Source organism: Novosphingobium sp. SG751A, assembly GCF_013149295.1.
In the GTDB taxonomy this organism is placed as follows: domain Bacteria; phylum Pseudomonadota; class Alphaproteobacteria; order Sphingomonadales; family Sphingomonadaceae; genus Novosphingobium.
Window position 1 is genome coordinate 113,373 of sequence record NZ_JABGCB010000007.1, and the last position, 19,221, is coordinate 132,593.

Below are 19,221 nucleotides of genomic sequence, written 5' to 3' on the forward strand. Positions count from 1 at the left end.
TTGCGCATAGGGTTCAGCATTGGGTGTTGGGCGCTGGGGCTTTAACTTTAGGGTCGCCCTCTCCGCGCCGCAGGCTTTAATGATATGGCCCACCCCGGCGATCTTGCCACCACCCCAAAAATGGGATTGCAAAGGGACGAGTCCCTTTGCCCGCCGGAGGCAAAACCTTTCTAACTCTCCGCCAACCCAAACGGCGCCACCCCCCGGCGATAATCCTCCGCCATCACCTCACGCCCGATGGGGGGCAAGGCCCGCGCCGCACAATCGGGGCGATGACACAAGCGACACGACACCCCGATGGGCGCTGCCTCGACGCGGCGCGGATCGGCCCCTTCGGCATAGATCAGACGGGGCGCATGTTCGGCGGCGCAGGCAAGGGCAACGGCGCGCAGGATGCGGGGCTGGCGATAACCTCCGCCGCCCGATTCGACTGTGCGGGCGATGGAGAAGAAGCGCTGGCCATCGGGCAGTTCGAGCCATTGGGTGTGGACGCGGCCCGGCGCGGCAAAGGCATCGTGGACATTCCAGAGCGGGCATCCGCCGCCGTGGGAGGCGAAGGGGAAGCCCGCGCCATCGAGCCTTTTCGAGATATTGCCCGCTGCATCGAGGCGCAGGAAGAAGAAGGGCACTTTTTCCGCGCCCGGCTTGTGCAGCGTGGTCATGCGGTGGGCGGTTTGTTCAAAACTCGTGCCGAACAGGCGGGCGACGGCCTCGATGTCATAGCGGCGCTCCTCGACCGCGCGGGCGAAGGCGTCATAGGGCATCAGGATCGCGGCGGCGACATAGCCCGCCAGCGCGCGGCGAATCAGGTTCGATGTCGTCTGGCTGGCGAACCCGCCCTCGCGGGTCAGGGCGTTGATGTCGCCCCGGCATTCCTGATAGGCGATTTGCAGCGCCGCCTGAAACCGCGCCGTATTGGCCGAGAGCGTATCGACCAGCAGCAATTGCTGATTATGCCGGTCAAAGCGGCGGATCGCGCCCATCATCACATGGTCGGGCAGGCTGCGGGTGCGGATGCCGTGGCGCTGGGCCAGATAGGCTTTGGGATCGCCCGATTCGGCCACCAGAGCGGCGATGCCCTCGGCGCGCGCATCGAGCGAGGGGAACCAGTTACGGCGCGAGGAAATGAAGCGCCGCGCCTCGGCCACAGGGTCAGGCGTCTGGCTGCCACCGCCCGCAGAAAGGTCGGCAAGGGCAGCCTGTTCGCGCGTATAGGCGCCGTGGAGCCGCAGCAAGGCCTCGGAAATGCCGGGGAAGGAGGTGGCCAGATCGGCAACCTCCAGCGCGGGCAGGTCGATATCGGCAAAGATCGGATCGCGCAGCACGTCCTGCAACCGGCGGCCATAATCGGCGCCCTCGTCGCCGCCCAGATCGTCGAGGTCGAGGCGGTAAGCCCGCGCGAGGCGCAGCACGAGATCGGCGGTAAAGGGCCGCTGGTTGCGCTCGAGCAGCGCGACATAGGAGGGCGAGATCTCCAGATCGGCCGCCATCGCCTGCTGCGTCAGGCCCAGCTCGCGGCGCAGGCGTTTGAGTCGGGGGCCCATATACAAAGGCTTAGGTCCGGACATGGCGGCATCCTCTCATGGTTGACTTGTCATGCCTATACAACTTTACAGACAAAAGCTGTAAAGTTTTACAGCCGCACCTCGCCACCAATTTTCTCGAATCGCGACCCGGCATAAACAGGCTTCAACAACGCAGACACCCATTCATTCATGGGCGCGTTACACCCAGCGGGAGTTGAAGCCATGACGTATCAGTCCACCATCGCCGAAGCCAACACGGCCATTGGTCCTAACACCGACACGTGGAGCGGCATCGATGCGGCCAATGTGGCCCGCATGCGCCTTCAGAACCGCTTCCGCACGGGTCTCGACATTGCGCGCTATACCGCCAAGATCATGCGCGCCGACATGGCCGCCTATGATGCGGACCCGGCCAATTACACCCAGTCGCTGGGCTGCTGGCACGGGTTCATCGGTCAGCAGAAGCTGATCAGCATCAAGAAGCATTTCGGCAGCACCAAGGGCCGCTACCTCTATCTTTCGGGCTGGATGGTGGCCGCACTGCGCAGCGAGTTTGGCCCGTTGCCGGACCAGTCGATGCATGAAAAAACCAGCGTGTCGGATCTGATCGAGGAACTTTACACCTTCCTGCGTCAGGCCGATGCCCGCGAACTGGGCGGTCTGTTCCGCGAACTCGACGCCGCCAAGGCAGCCGGCGATGCGGTCAATACCCATCGTCTCCTGCACAAGATCGACGAGTTCCAGACGCATATCGTTCCGATCATCGCGGATATCGACGCCGGTTTCGGCAATGCCGAAGCCACCTATCTGCTGGCCAAGAAGTTCATCGAAGCGGGCGCCTGCTGCATCCAGATCGAAAATCAGGTTTCGGATGAAAAGCAGTGCGGCCACCAGGACGGCAAGGTTACCGTTCCGCACGAAGACTTCCTCGCGAAGATCCGCGCGGTGCGTTACGCCTTCCTCGAACTGGGCGTTGACGATGGTGTGATCGTGGCCCGCACCGACTCGCTGGGCGCGGGGCTGACCAAGCAGATCGCTTTTGTCCGCGAAAAGGGCGACATTGGCGATCAGTACAACAGCTTCCTCGACTGCGACGAAGTGACCGCCGATCAGATCACCCACGGCGACGTGCTGATCACTCGCGAAGGCAAGCTGATGCGTCCCAAGCGCCTGCCCTCTAACCTGTTCCAGTTCCGCACTGGCACCGGGGAAGACCGCTGCGTTCTCGACAGCATCACCAGCCTTCAGAACGGCGCGGACCTGTTGTGGATCGAAACCGAAAAGCCGCATATCGGCCAGATCGGCGGCATGGTCAGCCGCATCCGCGAGGTGATCCCGAACGCAAAGCTGGTGTATAACAACAGCCCCTCGTTCAACTGGACGCTGAACTTCCGCCAGCAGGTGTTCGATGCGTGGGTGGAAGCAGGCAAGGATGTGTCGGCCTATGACCGCGCCCGTTTGATGAGCGTCGATTATGACGCCACCGAACTGGCCATCGAAGCCGACGAACGCATCCGCACCTTCCAGCGTGACGCAGCGGCTCAGGCGGGGATCTTCCACCACCTGATCACCCTGCCCACCTATCACACCGCGGCGCTCAGCACCGACAATCTGGCCAAGGAATACTTCGGCGAGGCCGGCATGCTGGGTTACGTCAAGGGCGTGCAGCGTCAGGAAATCCGTCAGGGCATCGCCTGTGTGAAGCACCAGAACATGTCGGGCAGCGACATTGGCGACGATCACAAGGAATATTTCTCGGGTGAAGCCGCGCTCAAGGCCGGCGGCGTCCACAACACGATGAACCAATTCGCGGCGTAATCCACTCCGCAGGGGCGGCCTCAGTAGGCCGGGGCCGCCCTACTTTTTGAATTATCAACCCTTCTTGCATGAGGAGAAAGACGATGACGACCCAAGTTCGCGAACCCGCCCGCGCCCGTGCCGTCCTCTCGACCGAGGACTTCCGGCTCTTGCAGGAAGCGGTACTGTTCTACCTGCGCGAGCATGAAGATGCTCCGGGAACTGCAAAGTTCTCCAATCTTTATCACCGGTTGGGCAGCGTGACGCGCCGATAAGCCGGAAAAACAAGTTTCGTTTAGACTCCTGGGGAGGAGTTGACTTGGGGCCCGCCGGAGCGATCCGGCGGGCCTTCCTTTATGCGCGGGCCGCTACTTTCATCTTTGTCAATTACGCGCATCCTGATACACCCCTGCCCGTCACGGATATTGCGGGGGCAATCGGCATGAAAAGACGCGAATTCCTCTCATCTGGCCTCACCTCGGGCGCAAGCGCCGCTCTGGCCGCAGCCTTGCCCGTCGCGGCGCGTGCCGCCGGAAATGGTGACACCGATTTCGTCGCGCTGACCGACCGGATCTTTTACGAACGCCTCGACCTTTCGCCGCAGGACGCCACCTCGATGGGGCTGGACAAGGGCGAACGCGCCGCGCTCAAATCGCGGCTGACCGACCGCAGCCAGGCCAATGTTGAACGCTATCTGGCCCATCGCCGCTGGGCCGCCGGAGCGCTGCGCGCGATCAACCCGGCCATTTTGTCGCCCGCCGTGGCACAGCAGCGCGAGCTGGCGCTGTGGTATGAGGATCACGCCATCGCCTCGGGCAAATTCGGCATCGAGAATGTCGAGAACCCCTATGTCCTCTCGCAGGCCGACGGCGCCTATTTCGAAGTGCCCGATTTCCTCGACAGCCAACATCCGGTCGACACGAAAGAGGATGCCGACGCCTATCTGGCGCGGCTCGATGCGTTTGACCGGGCCATCGATCAGGACAGCGAGAAGCAGAAATCGCGGATTGCGCGCGGGCTGGTCGCCCCGGTCTGGTCGCTCGATCTGACGCTGGGGCAATTGCGGGCGCTGCGCGGGGCAAAGCCGGAGGAGAGCGGCATGGCCACCTCGCTGGCCCGGCGCGCGGCCAAGGCGGGCATCGCAGGCGACTGGCAGGCGCGCGCCGCCGCCATCGTCGCGGCCAAGGTCTATCCCGCGCTCGACCGCCAGATCGCCTTTGTCGAAAGCCTGAAGGGCCAGACCCCGGCGGGCGACGGCATCTGGCGCGTCAAGGATGGCGAGGCGCTCTATGCCGCAGCATTAGCCGAGGCGACCACCACGAATTTCTCGCCCGAGGAGATCCACAAGATCGGCCTTGCGCAGGTGGCCGACCTCTCGGCCCGGCTGGACAAGGTGCTGCGCGCCAATGGCATGACGCAGGGGACCATCGGCGCGCGTCTGGCCGCGCTCAACAAACGCCCCGATCAGCTTTATCCCAATACGGACGAGGGCCGCGCCGCCCTGCTGGCCGGGCTGAACCAGAGCGTGGCGGCGATGCAGAAAAAGCTGGGCGCGGCGTTTAACGATCCGCCCAATGATCCACTGGAAATCCGCCGCGTGCCGGTCGAAATTCAGGATGGCGCGCCCAATGGCTATTATTACCGCGCCCCTTTCGACGGTTCGCGCCCCGCGATCTACTGGATCAACCTGCGCGACACCGCCAACTGGCCCAAATATGGCCTGCCCGATCTGACCTATCACGAGGGCGTGCCGGGCCATCACCTGCAACTCTCCTATATTCGGCGCGCGGGCAATCTGCCGCTCCTGCTGCGCAACACGTTCAATTCGGCCTATGCCGAGGGCTGGGCGCTTTATGCCGAACAGGTGGCCTATGAACTGGGCGCGCTGCCCGGCCTTGACGAGGCGGGCTATCTGCAATCGCTGCTGTTCCGTGCCACGCGATTGGTGGTGGACACCGGCATCCATGCCAAGCGCTGGAGCCGCGAGGAGGCCACGCGCTATATGATGGACACCACCGGCTTTGTCCGCGGACGCAGCCAGAGCGAGATCGAACGCTATATCTGCATGATCGGACAGGCCTGCAGCTACAAGATCGGCCACAATGTCTGGGTGGCTCAGCGCGAAAAGGCGCAAAAGGCGCTGGGGGCCAAATTCAACATGGGCTGGTTCCACGAGGTGCTCAAAGACGGCATCCTGCCGCTGGCCATGCTGGAGCGGCGGGTGGACGAGCGCATCGCCGCGCGGCTTCGTGGTTAAGATTTCCGGCCGCCCTTTGGTTAAGGCCGCCTAGCGCTAAATACAGGGGGTGGCCGCAAGTTTCTCCGCAAACCCATCGTGTAAAAAGCCGCGCGACAACGAAAGGAATAAAATGGGCTCGCGCAATGGTATCCCGATGGATCGCTCGGATTGGTTTCACCGGCTGGACGAACTGGCCCATGCCATCAGAGGGGCTCAGGCCGGACGGGAGATCCATCTGCTGCGCCTGTTCCTCGATCTGATCGACCATGCGCCGGAATTGGCGCTGTTGCAGGGCCTGACGCCCCCCGCGCGCGACCGGATCGAGGCCATGCTGGCGGCGGGCGCGACCGAAAGCGCGGTCATGATGCTGATGGGACAGGACAGCGGATTTTGCCTGTCACGCGGGGCCGATGGCGCACCGCTGGCCTCGATCCTGCTGCCCTATCGTTTTGAAGAGAGCACTGCGGGCGGGGCCAGCCTGACGCTCGCCTGCCTTGGCGCGCTGGCAGAGGCGCTCAATAGCGCACAGGGGCAGATGGCGGGCAGCGCCCCGTTCGAAATCCCGGCGGACATTTTGCTGCACTGATGATTGGGGCCTGAAAACTCTTGGGCCTGAAAACTCTTGTCTGGGCGGGGTCGGATTGTCATACCTTACAACGGAAGGTTGATAAAAACCTGCGTTGAGAGGACCGCCCGACATGCCCCAGTTTTCTGCGCGCCAGCTTTCGGCCAGACATGCCCTGCTGCTGACACCTCTGTTGCTGGCCGCAAACCCCGCCATGGCCGCCGATTCCTGCACGGCCATGGCGCGCGAGAATTTCGGCCCCGGCGTGGCGATCACCTCGGCCCGGATGGTGGCGGCGGGCTCCGCGCCGGGCGACATGGGGGCGCCGCCGGTCGAACTGCCCGCCCACTGCCGGGTCGAAGGCACGATCAACGCCCGCCAATCGAAGGGCGTGACCTATGGCATCGGCTTTGCCATCGCCCTGCCCGCCAATTGGCAGGGGCGCTTTCTGCTGCAAGGCGGGGGCGGGCTGAACGGCTCGATCCGCCCGCCCATCGGCGCGGCGGCCTCCGGAAAGACCCCCGCTCTGGCGCGCGGCTTTGCCGTCATCAGCCATGACAGCGGCCACAAGGGTGCGGTTTTCGACAGGGATTTCATGGTCGACCAACGCGCCGCGCTCGATTTCGCCGAAAGCTCGGTGCGCGAAGTGGCGCTGCTGGGCAAGGCGATCACGCGGGCCTATTACCGCCGCCCGATCGCGCGTTCCTATATGGCGGGATGCTCCACCGGCGGGCGCGAGACGATGCTGGCGGCCCAGCGCTATCCCGAATTGTTCGACGGGCTGGTGGTGGGGGCGCCCGCGATGCGCACCGGCAATTCCAATCTGGCCACGACCCATGCCGCCGTCACCTTCAATCAGGCCGCCCCGCGCGATGGGGCCGGAATGCCGATCCCTGCGCAGATCTTTTCCGCCGCCGACCGCAAGACAATCCTTGATGGCGTGTTGAACCAATGCGACGCGCTGGACGGGCGCAAGGATGGCATGATCGCCAATGTGGCGGCCTGCCATTTCCGCCCCGCCGCGTTGATCTGCGCGCCCGGCGCGGCGCAGAATTGCCTCTCGCCGCTTCAGGCCGAAGTGCTGGAGCGCGCCTTTGCGCCCCCGCGCGACAAGGCGGGCCATGCGCTCTATTCACCCTTCCCCTATGACACGGGCATCGTGGCCACGGACGGCGGCATCCCCGGCTTTCTGCCCACCGGCATGCCCGGTCCGCTCGGCCCGCCGATCCGCGCCTTGACCTTCGATCCCGACGCCCGCATCGAGGCGATCCGCGCCGATTTCGTGCAAGGGTTAACCGACACCGACCGCTGGACCAATTTGTCGGGCTTTCTGGGCCATGGCGGCAAGATCTTGTTCTATCACGGCGTTTCCGACCCGTGGTTCTCCGCGCTCGACACATGGGATTACTGGCAGCGCGCGGCATCGGCGAATCAGGGCGCCAATGGCCCGGCATTCACCGATGCCAGCCGGTTCTATATGGTGCCGGGCATGGGCCATTGCGGCGGGGGCAATGCGTTTGACACGTTCGACCTGCTGGGCGCGGTGGTCGATTGGGTGGAAAAGGGCGCGGCGCCCGAGGCCATCAACGCCTTTCGCCGGAGCGGGAGCGAGACTATGCCGCTCTGCCCCTATCCCGGTTTTGCCCAATATACCGGCGATCCGGGCCGCTTCACCTGCGCCTCGCGTTAACCCTGCGCATTAAGGCTGGCGGTTAAGACTGGTCGCGTTCTGCCCTATAGGTCGCGCGCTGCCAGTCATAGGCCGGTTCGACCAGTTCGGGATGGTCCTTGAACGCCTCGGCGGGCGGCGGGGCCATGCCCATCGCATCGAGCAGCACCCAGAGCGCGAATTTGCGCCCGCCCTCCTGCTCGATCCCGAAATCCAGCGCGAGCTGTTCGCAGCCCATCGCCAGCGTATCGGGATCGACATCGGCCAGATCAGCGGTGTTGAAATAGTGGGTGAGCAGCATGTCGAGTTCCATGGCGCATGTCCTTGCGCCATCGCGCCCGGTTTGAACAGGCCCATCCGCAATTCGGCCCGGTTGACAGGTTGCGCCGCGCTGTCCCAACCTTGGGCGCTGTTTGCAATGGAGTTTGCCATGATCGCCCGCCGCTGCCTGCTTGCTCTTGCCCTTGCAACATCGGCGGCGGGGGCGGTGCCCGCCTCGGCCAAGCCTGCAGCCATCGCCGCAGGCAAGCTGGACGCCATCCCCCGCACCGTCATCATCACCGCGTTCGAACCGGAATGGGTGGCGCTGGAGGGCGCAGTGAAAGCCCCGAAAGCCTATCACATAAACGGGCTGACCATCCTGACCGGCATGATGGCCGGACATCGGGTGGTGCTGCTGCAATCGGGCGTATCGATGGTCAATGCGGCGATGAACACGCAATTGGTGATCGACCGCTTCAACGTCAAACGCATCGTCTTTTCCGGCATCGCGGGCGGCATCGACCCGGCGCTTGTCGTGGGCGATGTGGTGGTGGCCGACCAATGGGCGCAATATATGGAGGTCGCGCTGGGCCGTAAAAAGGGCGATCAGTTCATCAGCCCCGACATCTATGACGACCCCGACCATCTGAGCAATTACGGCATGATGATCCCGCGCACGGTGCGCGTCGGCAATGCCGCGCAGCCGGCCAAGCGCCATCGCTGGTTTCCGGCCGATCCCGCGCTGCTGGCGCTGGCGAAGAAATCGGTCGGCGGCTTTGCTCTCGAACGCTGCCTGCCCGCCAACGAGCCGATCCCCCAGACGCGCGGCGTTTCCGCCGAGGCGGGGCGCTGCCTCGACCATCAGCCCCGCGTTATGGTGGGCGGCAACGGCATTTCCGGCCCCGCCTTTGCCGACAATGCCGAATATCGCGAATATCTCTTCGCCCAGTTCAAGGCGCAGGTGCTGGACATGGAAACGGCGGCCACGGCCCATGTCGCCTATGCCAATCAGATGCCCTTCATCGGCTTTCGCTCGCTGTCCGACCTTGCGGGCGGCGACAGCGGGCCAAACCAGTCATGGGTGTTTGGCCGCCTTGCCGCGCGCAATGCCGCCACGGTGGTGCAGCGGTTTGTGGCCGCGCTTCCCGATTGAGGGGGCTGAATTAAGCGCAGCCCCAGCCCATCAAAACGCGCGATAAATGACCGGTGCGATATTGGTGAATTTGGGCAGGTCGGCCATCACCTTGGGCGTCTCGATGCCGTTGAGCGCCGCGTCGATTGCCGCGCTGCTTTCAAAACGCAGCAGCACCGCCCCGTGCCACGGCTGATCGCCCTGCGGCAACAGCACCTCGGCGCTGCTCAATCCATAGGGCGTCCAGCAGGTCCGGACCAAAGGAATATGCGTTTCCACATAATATTCGGCATCAAACTGTGTGCCATCCCCCACCGGATAGCTGACAACCAGAGTAGGCATGATCTTCTCCTCATCCCGCGCCCGGTTCTGGTCGGGCCGCTTGTGTGGTGCCAACTTGCCGCAATTATCGGCAATAGGCGAATTGCCCTTTGGTCCTACGCGCTTTTGCCCGGGGCGCTATTCAATGGCGCGTAAAGCGTTTATCCCTGCATGATCCGACATCAAAAGAGCCGTTCTGCCATGATCGAAAAGCGTTACCTCTCGGCCAATGACCTGCTTGCCGATTCCTTCCGCCTTGCCAACAAGATCCTCGATTCCGATTTCCGCCCCACCCATATCGTGGGCATCTGGCGCGGGGGCGCGCCGGTGGGCATCGCGGTACAGGAACTGCTGGAATATCACGGCGTGATGACCGACCATATCGCGGTGCGCACGGCCAGCTATACCGGCATCGACCGTCAGGAGGACGAGGTTCAGGTCTATTCGCTGGGCTATCTGATCGACACGCTGGAGCCTACCGACAAGCTCTTGGTAATCGACGATGTTTTCGACAGCGGGCGTTCGATTGCCGCCTTCATGAAGGAACTGGCCGCGCGATGCCGCCACAACACACCCAAAACGATCCGCAGCGCCACGGTTTACTACAAGCCGCGCCGGTCCAAGGTGGATATCAAGCCCGATTTCTATGTCTATGAAACCGACGAATGGCTGGTGTTCCCGCATGAGGTGGATGGGCTGACCAAGGAGGAAATCCGCAAGCACAAGCCCGAGGCGGCGATCATCCTGCGCGAGGAGTAAGCCGACAGGCACGCAGGTGCGCGAATTTTTGCAACGCATGGGGCAAAAATTTGCGCTTTCTCGTACAGGGCCGCCGGGGCAAAGAGGACAGGGGCAACAAAGGGAGGCCAGATGAGCGGGGACATCGACGGCGCGACACTCGATGTCCTGCTGCGCGTGGCGGGACTGGCCCCGCCCGAGGAATGCCACGCCGGGATCATGGCCAATCTGGCGCTGCTGGCCCGCCATGGTGCGCATTTGCGCGAGATTGACGATCCGATGGAGGACCCCGCCGAGTTGATCGCGCCATGATCGACACGTTGAATATCTTCACCACGCTCCTGCCCGGAGGCCCCGCGCCGGACGGTCCTTTGGCGGGCACCAGCTTTGCTGCCAAGGATCTGTTCGATGTGGCGGGCCATGTCACGCTGGCCGGATCCAAGATCAATGCCGACGATGGCCGGATCGCCGCGCAGGACGCCACGCTGGTGGCGCGGCTGAAGGCGGCCGGGTGCCGGTTGGTCGGCATGACCAACATGGACGAATATGCCTATGGTTTCGCCACGGAAAACAGCCATTACGGCACCACCCGCAACCCCCATGACCCCACGCGCATCGCAGGCGGTTCCTCGGGCGGTTCGGCGGCGGCGGTGGCGGCGGGGCTGGTCGATGTTGCGCTGGGCTCGGACACCAACGGCTCGATCCGGGTGCCCGCCTCGCTCTGCGGGGTTTACGGCCTGAAACCCACCTTTGGCCGCCTGTCGCGCGCGGGGGTCTATCCCTTTGTTCACAGCCTCGATCATGCCGGATTGTTTGCCCGGACCCCGGCGATGCTGGCGGCGGCCTATGACGCGGTGCAGGGCCCCGACCCGCGAGATCCGGCGCAAGACCAGCGCCCCGCCGAACCGATTGTGCTGAGCTCCGACATGGCGCCGCTGCGCGTGGGCATGCTGCGCGGATTTTTCGCAACCGGCGCCGCGCCCGAGGCCCATGCCGCGCTGGCCCATGTGGTCGATGGTCTGGCCGCGCTGGGCTGCGCCATCGCCCCCGCCCTGCTGCCCGGCGCCAGTCAGGCGCGCTCGGCCGCCTTTTGCATGACCGCGATGGAGGGGGGCAGCCTGCACCGCGCCGATCTGATGACGCGGCCGATGGATTTTGACCCCGCCGTGCGCGACCGGATGCTGGCCGGATTGCTGATGCCCGCTGATCTGCTGCTGGCCGCGCGGCGGGTGCGGCGGATTGTTGCCGCGTCTGCGCGCGCGCTGTTTGCCGATTTCGACCTGCTGCTCTCCCCCGCCACGCCATGCAGCGCCCCGCGCATCGGCGAACCCACCATTGAGATCGAGGGCCGTCCGGTTCCCGTCCGTGCCAATCTGGGCATGTTCTGCCAACCGATCAGCTTTATCGGCCTGCCCGCGATCTCCGTCCCCGCTTTGGCAAACACGCCTTTGCCCATCGGGGTGCAGATGATCGCGCCCGCATGGGCCGAGGCGCGCCTGATCCACACCGCCCACCACCTTCACCGCGCCGGGATCACCGGCACCACAGGAACCGCCCCATGAGCCTCACGTCCACGCTCGACCGCCATTTCGCGCTTTCCGAAAGGGGCACCTCGATCCGCACCGAGGTGCTGGCGGGGGCAACGACTTTCCTGACCATGGCCTATATCATTCTGGTCAATCCTTCGATTTTGGGGCTGGCCGGAATGCCGGTGGCGGGCGTTGCGGCGGCAACGTGTTTTGCCGCCGGTTTTGCCAGCATCCTGATGGGCACCATCGCCAACACGCCGCTGGCCCTCGCGCCGGGCATGGGGCTCAACGCCTATTTCAGCTTTACCGTGGTCCAGTCGATGCATGTGCCATGGCCCGTTGCGCTGGGCTGCGTGTTTGTTTCAGGGGCAATTTTCCTGATCCTGACGCTGGCGGGGATACGCCAGATGATCGTGGCGGCGATTCCGGCCCATCTGTTCGCGGCGGTGGCGGCGGGCATCGGCCTGTTCATCGGGCTGATTGGCCTCAAAAACGGCGGCCTTGTGGTCAACAGCCCGGCCACAGGTCTGGCGCTGGGCAATCTGCATGAGAGCGGGCCGATCCTTGCGATTATCGGCCTTGTGCTGGTGGTGGCGCTGCATGTGTGGCGGGTGAATGCGGCGATCCTGATCGCGATTGCGGCCACGACGGTTCTGGCATGGATCGTGGGCGCGGTCAGTTTCGATGTGAAACCCTATTCCATCGCCGCCATGACCGAGACGGTGGGCAAGCTCGACCTTGGCGGCGTGTTCGGCTTTGGCGGCAAGGCGGGGTTGGGGATTTTCGAGATCCTGTTCGTGTTCCTGTTCGTCGATCTGTTTGACAATCTGGGCACGCTGATGGCGGTCACGCGCCGCGCGGGCCTGATCGAACCGGCGGGCAATATTCCGGGGCTTAACCGGATGCTGGTGGCCGATTCGCTGGCCACGATGGTGGGCGCGGTGGCGGGCACATCCACCGTCACCTCCTATGTCGAAAGCGCCAGCGGGGTCGAGGTCGGCGGGCGCACGGGCCTGACCGCGATCATCACCGGCGTGCTGTTTCTGGCCGCAATGTTTGTCGCTCCCTATGCGCAACTGGTGCCCAGCGCGGCCACCGCGCCCGCGCTGATCCTTGTCGGCGCGCTGATGATGGTGCCGCTCTCCGATGTGGAATGGACCGATCCGGAGGCCGCGATTCCCGCCTTTCTGACGCTGGTGGGCATTCCTTTCACCTTTTCCATCGCCAATGGTCTGGCGCTGGGCATTGCGGCCCATGCGCTGATCAAGCTGGTGCGCGGCAAGATAACGCAGAAGGACTGGCTGCTGCTGGTGCTGGCGGGGCTGTTTATCGCGCGCTTCGTCTGGCTGACGGGGGCGGCGTGATGCAGACCGTTCGGGGCGAAGGGGGCATGGTCACCGCGCCCCATTATCTGGCCAGCAGGGCGGGCCTGTCGGTCTTGCGGGATGGCGGCACGGCGGTGGAGGCCTGCGTGGCGGCGGCGGCGGCTTTGGCAGTTGTCTATCCGCATATGACCGGGATCGGGGGCGATGGCTTCTGGGTGATCCGCGAGGCGGACGGACGGGTCCATGGCGTCCATGGCTGCGGCGGCGCGGCGGAAAGGGCCGATCTTGCGCTCTATGCGGGCCTTGACGCCGTGCCGTGGCGCGGGCCGCTGGCGGCCAATACTGTGGCGGGCACGATCAGCGGATGGCAGGCGGCGCTGGAAAGCGATGACGGATCATTGCCATTGGAGCGCCTGCTGCGTGATGCCATCGCCCATGCCGAGGCGGGCGTGGCGGTGACGCAAGGCGGGGCGGAGATTGCCGCCGCCAAGGGGCCGGAATTGCGCATCCAGCCGGGCGCCTATGCCTCCGTGTTCGAGCCCGATGGTCGCCCCCTGCGCGAGGGGGATCTTTTGCGCCAGCCCTTGCTGGCCAAGACCCTGCGCCGCCTGTGCGAGGAAGGTCTGGAGAGTTTCTATCGTGGTCCTCTTGCCGCCGATATTGCCTCGGATCTGGCCGCGCTGGGCAGCCCGGTTGCGGCCTCCGACCTTGCCGCGCATTGCGCCACACGCCCAGCCCCGCCGCATGTGCGGACCAGCCGCGCCGCGCTGTATAATGCCGCTCCGCCGACGCAAGGGACGGCATCGCTGCTGATCCTCGCCCTGTTCGACCGGTTGCAGGCGGGTGCGATGGACGGTTTCGACCATATTCACGGCCTTGTCGAGGCGACCAAACAGGCCTTTCTCTGGCGCGACCGCCATTGCGGCGATCCGCAATATATGGAGAGCGATCCGCAGGCCCTGCTGGATGATCCCGCCACGCTGGACGCGATGGCCGCGCGCATCGATCCGGCGCGCGCCCTGCCTTGGCCCCAACCCAGCCAGTGGGGCGACACCTGCTGGTTCGGCGCCGCCGACGGAAGGGGGCAGGTCGTCTCCTGCATTCAAAGCACCTATTTCGAATTTGGCTCGGGGCTGGTTTTGCCGGGCACCGGCATCACATGGCAGAACCGGGGCGCTTCCTTCCGTCTGGCGCCGGGCGGATGGAATGCGCTCAAACCCTTTCGCAAACCGTTCCACACGCTCAATCCCGCGCTGGCCCTGTTCGATGATGGCCGCGTGATGGCCTATGGCACGATGGGCGGCGAGGGCCAGCCCCAGACGCAGGCGGCGATCTTTTCCCGCTATGCCCGTTATGGCGCGGATTTGCAGGAGGCGATTTCCGCGCCCCGCTGGCTGCTGGGCCGGACATGGGGCGATCAAAGCACCACGTTGAAGATCGAGGACGGCTTTGCACCCGAGGTCTATAACGCCTTGATCGCGGCGGGCCACGATGTCGAGCGTGTCGGAGCGATCACCGCGATGATGGGCCATGCGGGCGCGATTGTGCGCCACCCCGGCGGAGGGTTGGAAGGCGCCACCGACCCGCGCAGCGATGGCGAGGCGGCGGCATGCTAGGCGGGGCCAGAGCGGTCACCCGATGCGAGGCTTTGGGTCGCGCGCCCTTTTCCGACATGGAGGGCGGACTGTACCGCGCATGGCTGACCCCCGCCTATCGCGCCGCGCGTGAGCAGCTGTCGGCATGGATGGTCGAGGCGGGGATGACCCCTCGCACCGACGCGGCGGCCAATCTGATCGGGCGCTATCCGGGCGCAGCGGATCTGCCCCCCCTCATCATCGCCAGCCATTTGGACAGCGTGCGTGATGGTGGGTTTTACGATGGGCCTTTGGGCATCATGCTGGGGGTTGAATGCGTGGCGGCGCTCTCGGCCTCCGGGCGGCATATGCCCTTTCCTATCGAGGTCATCGCCTTTGGCGACGAGGAGGGCAGCCGTTTTCCCGCCGCCATGCTGACCAGCAAGGCGGTGGCGGGGGCCCTGGATGGCGTGCCCGACATGGCCGATGCCAAGGGCGTCACGCTGGCGCAGGCTCTGGCCGAATATGGCCTTTCGCCCGATGGGCTGAGCGGCGCGCGGCACCCCGGCGCGCTGGCTTATCTGGAGGCGCATATCGAGCAAGGCCCGGTGCTGGAGGCCGAGGGTCTTGCGCTGGGCGTCGTCACCGGGATTGCCGCGCAATTGCGCTACGGCATGGTGGTGCGCGGCCTGGCGGGCCATGCGGGGACAAGTTCGATGCCGCTGCGCCGCGATGCGCTGGCCGGGGCGGCGGAAATGGTGCTGGCGGTGGAAAGCATCGCGCGCGCGGATGAAAGCGATCTGGTCGCCACGGTGGGCCGGATCGAGGCAATGCCGGGCGCGGCCAATGTCATTGCAGGCGAGGTGCGCTTTACGCTCGATGTGCGTTCGGGCGATGCGGCGCGGCGCAACCGGGCGGCTGAGCAGATCCTCGACGCGCTGGTCGATATTGCCGATGCGCGCGGTCTGGATTTTGAATTTGAGCGGGTCCACGATCTGCCCGCCAGCCCATGCGACGGGCGGCTGATGGATCTGCTGGAGGAGGCGCTGGTGGAAAACGGCCATGCTGCGCGGCGGCTGGTGTCGGGGGCGGGGCATGATGCGATGGTGATGGCGCAATTGTGCCCCACCGCGATGCTGTTCATCCGTTGCCGCGACGGGATCAGCCACAATCCGGCCGAGCATGTCGAACCTGCAGATGCCGAGGCGGCGCTTTCCGTGATGCTGGGCTTTATCGAGAAATTGGGAGCGACCTATGCTTGATCCGCTGCTCTTTGGCGAGATTGACCCGCCGCAGCGTCTGCTGATGGGGCCGGGGCCGGTCAATGCCCATCCGCGCGTGCTGCGCGCGATGAGCGCGGATCTGCTGGGCCAGTTCGACCCGGAAATGACCGAATATATGAATCAGGTGATGGCGCTCTATCGCCCGCTCTTCGGCACGCAGAACCGCTGGACCATGCTGGTGGACGGCACGGCGCGCGCGGGGATCGAGGCGGCGCTGGTCAGCATGATCCAGCCTGGCGAGACAGCGCTGGTGGTCAATTTCGGACGCTTCGGGCTGCTCTTGCAGGAGATCCTGACGCGGATCGGCGCAAGGTTTGAAACCGTCGATGCCCCATGGGGCGAGGTCGTGCCGATGGAGGCGATCCGGGAGGCCGCCCTGCGCGTCCGGCCCGCGCTGATTTGCAGCGTGCATGGCGATACGTCCACCACGATGGCCCAACCGCTCGATGGCCTTGGCGCGATCGCCCGCGAGGTCGGCGCGCTGACCTATATTGACGCCACGGCGACGATCGGCGGCATGGAAATCGCCGCCGACCGCTGGGGCGTCGATGTCATCACGGGGGGCCTGCAAAAATGCCTCGGCGGGCCGTCGGGCAGCGCGCCGATCACCATTTCGGACGCGGCGGCCGAGCGGATTTTCGCCCGCCGCCATGATGAAAAGGGCATTCGGGCGGCCGATGCCGTCGATGGCCAAGGGCCGCGCATCGGTTCGAACTATTTCGATCTGGCCATGGTGATGGATTACTGGAGCGAGAAGCGGCTGAACCATCACACCGAGGCGACGAGCATGCTTTATGGCGCACGGGAATGCGCGCGCGTGGCCTTGGGCGAAGGATTGGAGGCGCGATACCGCCGCCACCGCGCGGCGGGCGCGGCGATGAGCGCAGGACTGCGCGCGATGGGCCTGACGCTGTTTGGCGATGATGCCCACCGGATGACCAATGTGACAGGCGTTTACATCCCCGATGGCGTCGATGGAGAAGCGATCCGCCGCGCGATGCGCGAGCATTTCGAGATCGAGATCGGCACCGCCTTTGGCCCGCTGGCCGGGCGCATCTGGCGGATCGGGGCTATGGGCTATAATGCGATGAAGCATAAGGTGCTGATAACGCTGGCCGCGCTGGAGTCTTGCTTGAGCGCGCAAGGGTTCAGGCTGCCGATGGGGGCGGCTGTTCCTGCTGCGCTCTACGCATGGGACGATGCGCAATGAGCCGCGACCTGATCGGCTATGGCCCCACGCCTCCGGCGGCCCATTGGCCCGATGATGCGCGGGTCGCGGTCAATTTCGTCATCAATTATGAGGAAGGCGCGGAAAACAGCCCGCTTTACGGCGATGAACTGTCCGAAGGCTTCCTGTCCGACATGGTGGGCGCCGCGCGCCATCCGGCCCGCGCCATGGCTATGGAGAGCCTGTACGAATATGGCAGCCGCGCCGGTTTCTGGCGGCTCCACCGCCTGTTTACGGATCGCGCCGCGCCCGTCACCGTATTCGGCGTGGCCGCCGCCATGGAGCAGAACCCCGATGCGGTCGAGGCCATGCTGAAGGCCGATTGGGAGGTGGCCACCCATGGCTATCGCTGGATCGACTATCAGACCATCGCCCCCGAAGTGGAGGCCGAACATATCGCCAGAGCCATCGCAGTCCACACGCGCCTGACCGGAGAGCGCCCGCTCGGCTGGTATCAGGGGCGCACCAGCCCCAACACCGCGCGCCTCGTCGCGCAGGAGGGCGGGTTTCTGTACGATGCCGATTCCTATGCCGACGATCTGCCCTATTGGGATGATAAGCACGGCAAAGCTCAGCTCATCGTGCCCTACAGCCTCGACGCCAATGACATGAAGATGGTCGCGCTCAACGGCTTTACCGAAGGCGAGCAGTTCTTTCGCTATCTGCGCGACACATTTGACCAATTGGCCGAAGAAGGCGGGCGGATGATGAGCATCGGCCTACACGGGCGCATCGCGGGGCGTCCGGGCCGGGCGCGGGCGGTGGCGCGTTTCCTCGACCATGTGATCGACAGCGGGGCGGCGTGGATCACCACAAGGCGCGAAATCGCCCGCCACTGGGTCGCCACCCACCCTTATGGAGGCGGCGCATGACCATCGACGATCCGGTCCTGCTGGCCGAAGTCACGGCGGCGTTCCATCAATATGAGCGTGCGCTGATGGCGGATGATATTCCCGCGATGGACGCGCTGTTTCACGATGCGCCCACCACCAACCGCTATGGCGTGGGCGAGGTTCTCTACGGCATCGAGGAGATCCGCGCGTTTCGCCGTGGGCGTGGCGGATCGCCCCAACGCAGGCTGGGGCGCATCTCGATCACCACCTATGGCGATGCTTTCGCCACCGCCGATGCCGAATTCTGGCGCGAAGGCTCGGACCGGCGCGGGCGCCAGACCCAGGCCTGGGTCAAATTTCCGGATGGCTGGAAGGTCGTCTCGGCCCATGTCAGCATGGAAGGCCATACGCATTGACCGCCCTTTTCGAACATTCCCCATGGGTGGAAGCGCGCGCCGATGCCGCGCCATCATCGGGCGACCGCCATGCCGATCTGATGGCCGTGGTCCATGCCGCCAGCCGCGCCGAGCAATTGGCCCTGATCCGCGCCCATCCCGAACTGGCGGGCAAGGCGGCGATTGACGGCACATTGACGCCGGCCAGCGCCGCCGAACAAGCCAGCGCCGGGCTGGACCGTTTGACGCCGGAGGAATTTGCCCGCTTCCATGCGCTCAACGCGGCCTATCGCGCGGCCCATGACATGCCTTTCATCATCTGCGTGCGGCTGACCGACAAGGCTGGTATATTGGCCGCGATGGAGGAGCGCGCAGCCCACGATACAGAGACGGAAATCGCCGTCGCGCTGGCCGAAATCGGTAGAATCACGAAATTGCGGCTGGAGGATCAGCCATGAGCAGCCTTTCGACCCATGTTCTCGACACGATGCACGGCGCGCCCGCCGCAGGCATGGCGGTGCGGCTGACCGGGCCCCATGGACTGGCGGCGCAGGGGGTGACCAATGAGGACGGGCGTGTGGCCAATCTGGCGCCGGCCGATCTGGCGCCGGGGCGCTATCGCCTGAGCTTTGCCGTGGCGGATTATTTCCGGGGCCGGGGCGTGGCCCTGCCCGATCCGCCGTTTCTGGACGAAGTTTCCATCGATTTCGGCATAGCCCAAAGCAGCGGGTCGGAACGCGGCGGGCATTACCATGTGCCGCTGCTCGTCTCACCATTTTCCTATTCCACCTATCGCGGGAGTTGAG

The 19,221-nt window shown here is 64.9% G+C and carries 20 protein-coding genes and 1 pseudogene; 18 read left to right on the forward strand and 3 right to left on the reverse strand.

Features of this window, described 5'->3' with window-relative positions:
- Nucleotides 1-170: 170 nt before the first annotated feature.
- Nucleotides 171-1,568, reverse strand: a complete 1,398-nt coding sequence (locus FHW96_RS11130; RefSeq protein ID WP_172340645.1) for a short-chain fatty acyl-CoA regulator family protein — start codon at nucleotides 1,566-1,568, stop codon at nucleotides 171-173.
- Between the two features lie 180 nt (nucleotides 1,569-1,748).
- On the opposite strand from FHW96_RS11130, the gene FHW96_RS11135 reads away from it, so the two are divergent.
- The 6 genes and pseudogenes from FHW96_RS11135 to FHW96_RS26730 all read left to right on the forward strand — a co-directional run bounded on the left by FHW96_RS11135 (nucleotide 1,749) and on the right by FHW96_RS26730 (nucleotide 7,817).
- A complete protein-coding gene (locus tag FHW96_RS11135; RefSeq protein ID WP_172340646.1) occupies nucleotides 1,749-3,344 on the forward strand; it encodes an isocitrate lyase in 1,596 nt (531 codons plus the stop codon).
- 83 nt (nucleotides 3,345-3,427) lie between these two features.
- Nucleotides 3,428-3,598 (forward strand): hypothetical protein, encoded by a 171-nt coding sequence (locus FHW96_RS11140; RefSeq protein ID WP_172340647.1) that lies wholly within the window; start codon nucleotides 3,428-3,430, stop codon nucleotides 3,596-3,598.
- A 44-nt stretch (nucleotides 3,599-3,642) separates the two neighbouring features.
- Nucleotides 3,643-5,580, forward strand: coding sequence for a DUF885 family protein (locus tag FHW96_RS11145; protein ID WP_371815690.1), 1,938 nt, complete (start codon nucleotides 3,643-3,645; stop codon nucleotides 5,578-5,580).
- A 112-nt stretch (nucleotides 5,581-5,692) separates the two neighbouring features.
- Nucleotides 5,693-6,148, forward strand: a complete 456-nt coding sequence (locus FHW96_RS11150) for a hypothetical protein (RefSeq protein WP_172340648.1) — start codon at nucleotides 5,693-5,695, stop codon at nucleotides 6,146-6,148.
- A gap of 295 nt (nucleotides 6,149-6,443) precedes the next feature.
- Nucleotides 6,444-7,292: pseudogene (locus tag FHW96_RS26725) on the forward strand (tannase/feruloyl esterase family alpha/beta hydrolase); the annotation flags it as partial.
- A 36-nt stretch (nucleotides 7,293-7,328) separates the two neighbouring features.
- Nucleotides 7,329-7,817, forward strand: coding sequence for a tannase/feruloyl esterase family alpha/beta hydrolase (locus FHW96_RS26730; protein ID WP_371815697.1), 489 nt, complete (start codon nucleotides 7,329-7,331; stop codon nucleotides 7,815-7,817).
- A gap of 22 nt (nucleotides 7,818-7,839) precedes the next feature.
- Here the strand turns inward: FHW96_RS26730 and FHW96_RS11160 are convergent, their stop codons facing one another.
- Nucleotides 7,840-8,109 (reverse strand): hypothetical protein, encoded by a 270-nt coding sequence (locus tag FHW96_RS11160; RefSeq protein WP_216650865.1) that lies wholly within the window; start codon nucleotides 8,107-8,109, stop codon nucleotides 7,840-7,842.
- Between the two features lie 117 nt (nucleotides 8,110-8,226).
- Here FHW96_RS11160 and FHW96_RS11165 point away from each other — a divergent pair, with 117 nt between their 5' ends.
- Entirely contained in the window at nucleotides 8,227-9,210 is a 984-nt protein-coding gene (locus FHW96_RS11165) for a 5'-methylthioadenosine/S-adenosylhomocysteine nucleosidase (RefSeq protein WP_172340649.1), read from the forward strand.
- Nucleotides 9,211-9,240: 30 nt separating this feature from the next.
- Here the strand turns inward: FHW96_RS11165 and FHW96_RS11170 are convergent, their stop codons facing one another.
- Nucleotides 9,241-9,531 carry an EthD family reductase gene (locus tag FHW96_RS11170; protein WP_172340650.1) on the reverse strand — a complete coding sequence of 97 codons (291 nt, stop codon included), beginning with the start codon at nucleotides 9,529-9,531 and terminating at the stop codon, nucleotides 9,241-9,243.
- A gap of 180 nt (nucleotides 9,532-9,711) precedes the next feature.
- Here FHW96_RS11170 and FHW96_RS11175 point away from each other — a divergent pair, with 180 nt between their 5' ends.
- The 11 genes from FHW96_RS11175 (at nucleotide 9,712) to uraH (ending at nucleotide 19,220) form a co-directional block, all read left to right on the forward strand.
- Entirely contained in the window at nucleotides 9,712-10,269 is a 558-nt protein-coding gene (locus FHW96_RS11175) for a phosphoribosyltransferase (RefSeq protein ID WP_172340651.1), read from the forward strand.
- Nucleotides 10,270-10,380: 111 nt separating this feature from the next.
- Nucleotides 10,381-10,560: a hypothetical protein gene (locus FHW96_RS11180; protein ID WP_172340652.1), complete on the forward strand. Its 180-nt coding sequence runs from the start codon at nucleotides 10,381-10,383 to the stop codon at nucleotides 10,558-10,560.
- On the forward strand, nucleotides 10,557-11,810 hold the full coding sequence (locus FHW96_RS11185; RefSeq protein ID WP_172340653.1) for an AtzE family amidohydrolase: 1,254 nt from the start codon (nucleotides 10,557-10,559) through the stop codon (nucleotides 11,808-11,810). Before FHW96_RS11180 ends, FHW96_RS11185 begins: the two co-directional genes overlap by 4 nt.
- A complete protein-coding gene (locus FHW96_RS11190; RefSeq protein ID WP_172340654.1) occupies nucleotides 11,807-13,141 on the forward strand; it encodes an NCS2 family permease in 1,335 nt (444 codons plus the stop codon). Before FHW96_RS11185 ends, FHW96_RS11190 begins: the two co-directional genes overlap by 4 nt.
- A complete protein-coding gene (locus FHW96_RS11195; RefSeq protein WP_172340811.1) occupies nucleotides 13,141-14,718 on the forward strand; it encodes a gamma-glutamyltransferase family protein in 1,578 nt (525 codons plus the stop codon). The genes FHW96_RS11190 and FHW96_RS11195 overlap by 1 nt, the downstream gene beginning before the upstream one ends.
- A complete protein-coding gene (locus FHW96_RS11200) occupies nucleotides 14,712-15,938 on the forward strand; it encodes an allantoate amidohydrolase (protein ID WP_172340655.1) in 1,227 nt (408 codons plus the stop codon). The genes FHW96_RS11195 and FHW96_RS11200 overlap by 7 nt, the downstream gene beginning before the upstream one ends.
- Entirely contained in the window at nucleotides 15,931-17,169 is a 1,239-nt protein-coding gene (locus FHW96_RS11205; RefSeq protein ID WP_172340656.1) for an alanine--glyoxylate aminotransferase family protein, read from the forward strand. Before FHW96_RS11200 ends, FHW96_RS11205 begins: the two co-directional genes overlap by 8 nt.
- Nucleotides 17,166-18,059 (forward strand): allantoinase PuuE, encoded by an 894-nt coding sequence (gene puuE / locus FHW96_RS11210; RefSeq protein WP_172340657.1) that lies wholly within the window; start codon nucleotides 17,166-17,168, stop codon nucleotides 18,057-18,059. Before FHW96_RS11205 ends, puuE begins: the two co-directional genes overlap by 4 nt.
- On the forward strand, nucleotides 18,056-18,436 hold the full coding sequence (hpxZ, locus tag FHW96_RS11215) for an oxalurate catabolism protein HpxZ (protein ID WP_172340658.1): 381 nt from the start codon (nucleotides 18,056-18,058) through the stop codon (nucleotides 18,434-18,436). The genes puuE and hpxZ overlap by 4 nt, the downstream gene beginning before the upstream one ends.
- Nucleotides 18,433-18,873: a 2-oxo-4-hydroxy-4-carboxy-5-ureidoimidazoline decarboxylase gene (gene uraD, locus FHW96_RS11220; RefSeq protein ID WP_172340659.1), complete on the forward strand. Its 441-nt coding sequence runs from the start codon at nucleotides 18,433-18,435 to the stop codon at nucleotides 18,871-18,873. Before hpxZ ends, uraD begins: the two co-directional genes overlap by 4 nt.
- Nucleotides 18,870-19,220 (forward strand): hydroxyisourate hydrolase, encoded by a 351-nt coding sequence (uraH, locus tag FHW96_RS11225; protein WP_172340660.1) that lies wholly within the window; start codon nucleotides 18,870-18,872, stop codon nucleotides 19,218-19,220. Before uraD ends, uraH begins: the two co-directional genes overlap by 4 nt.
- The last annotated feature ends 1 nt before the right edge of the window (nucleotide 19,221 follow it).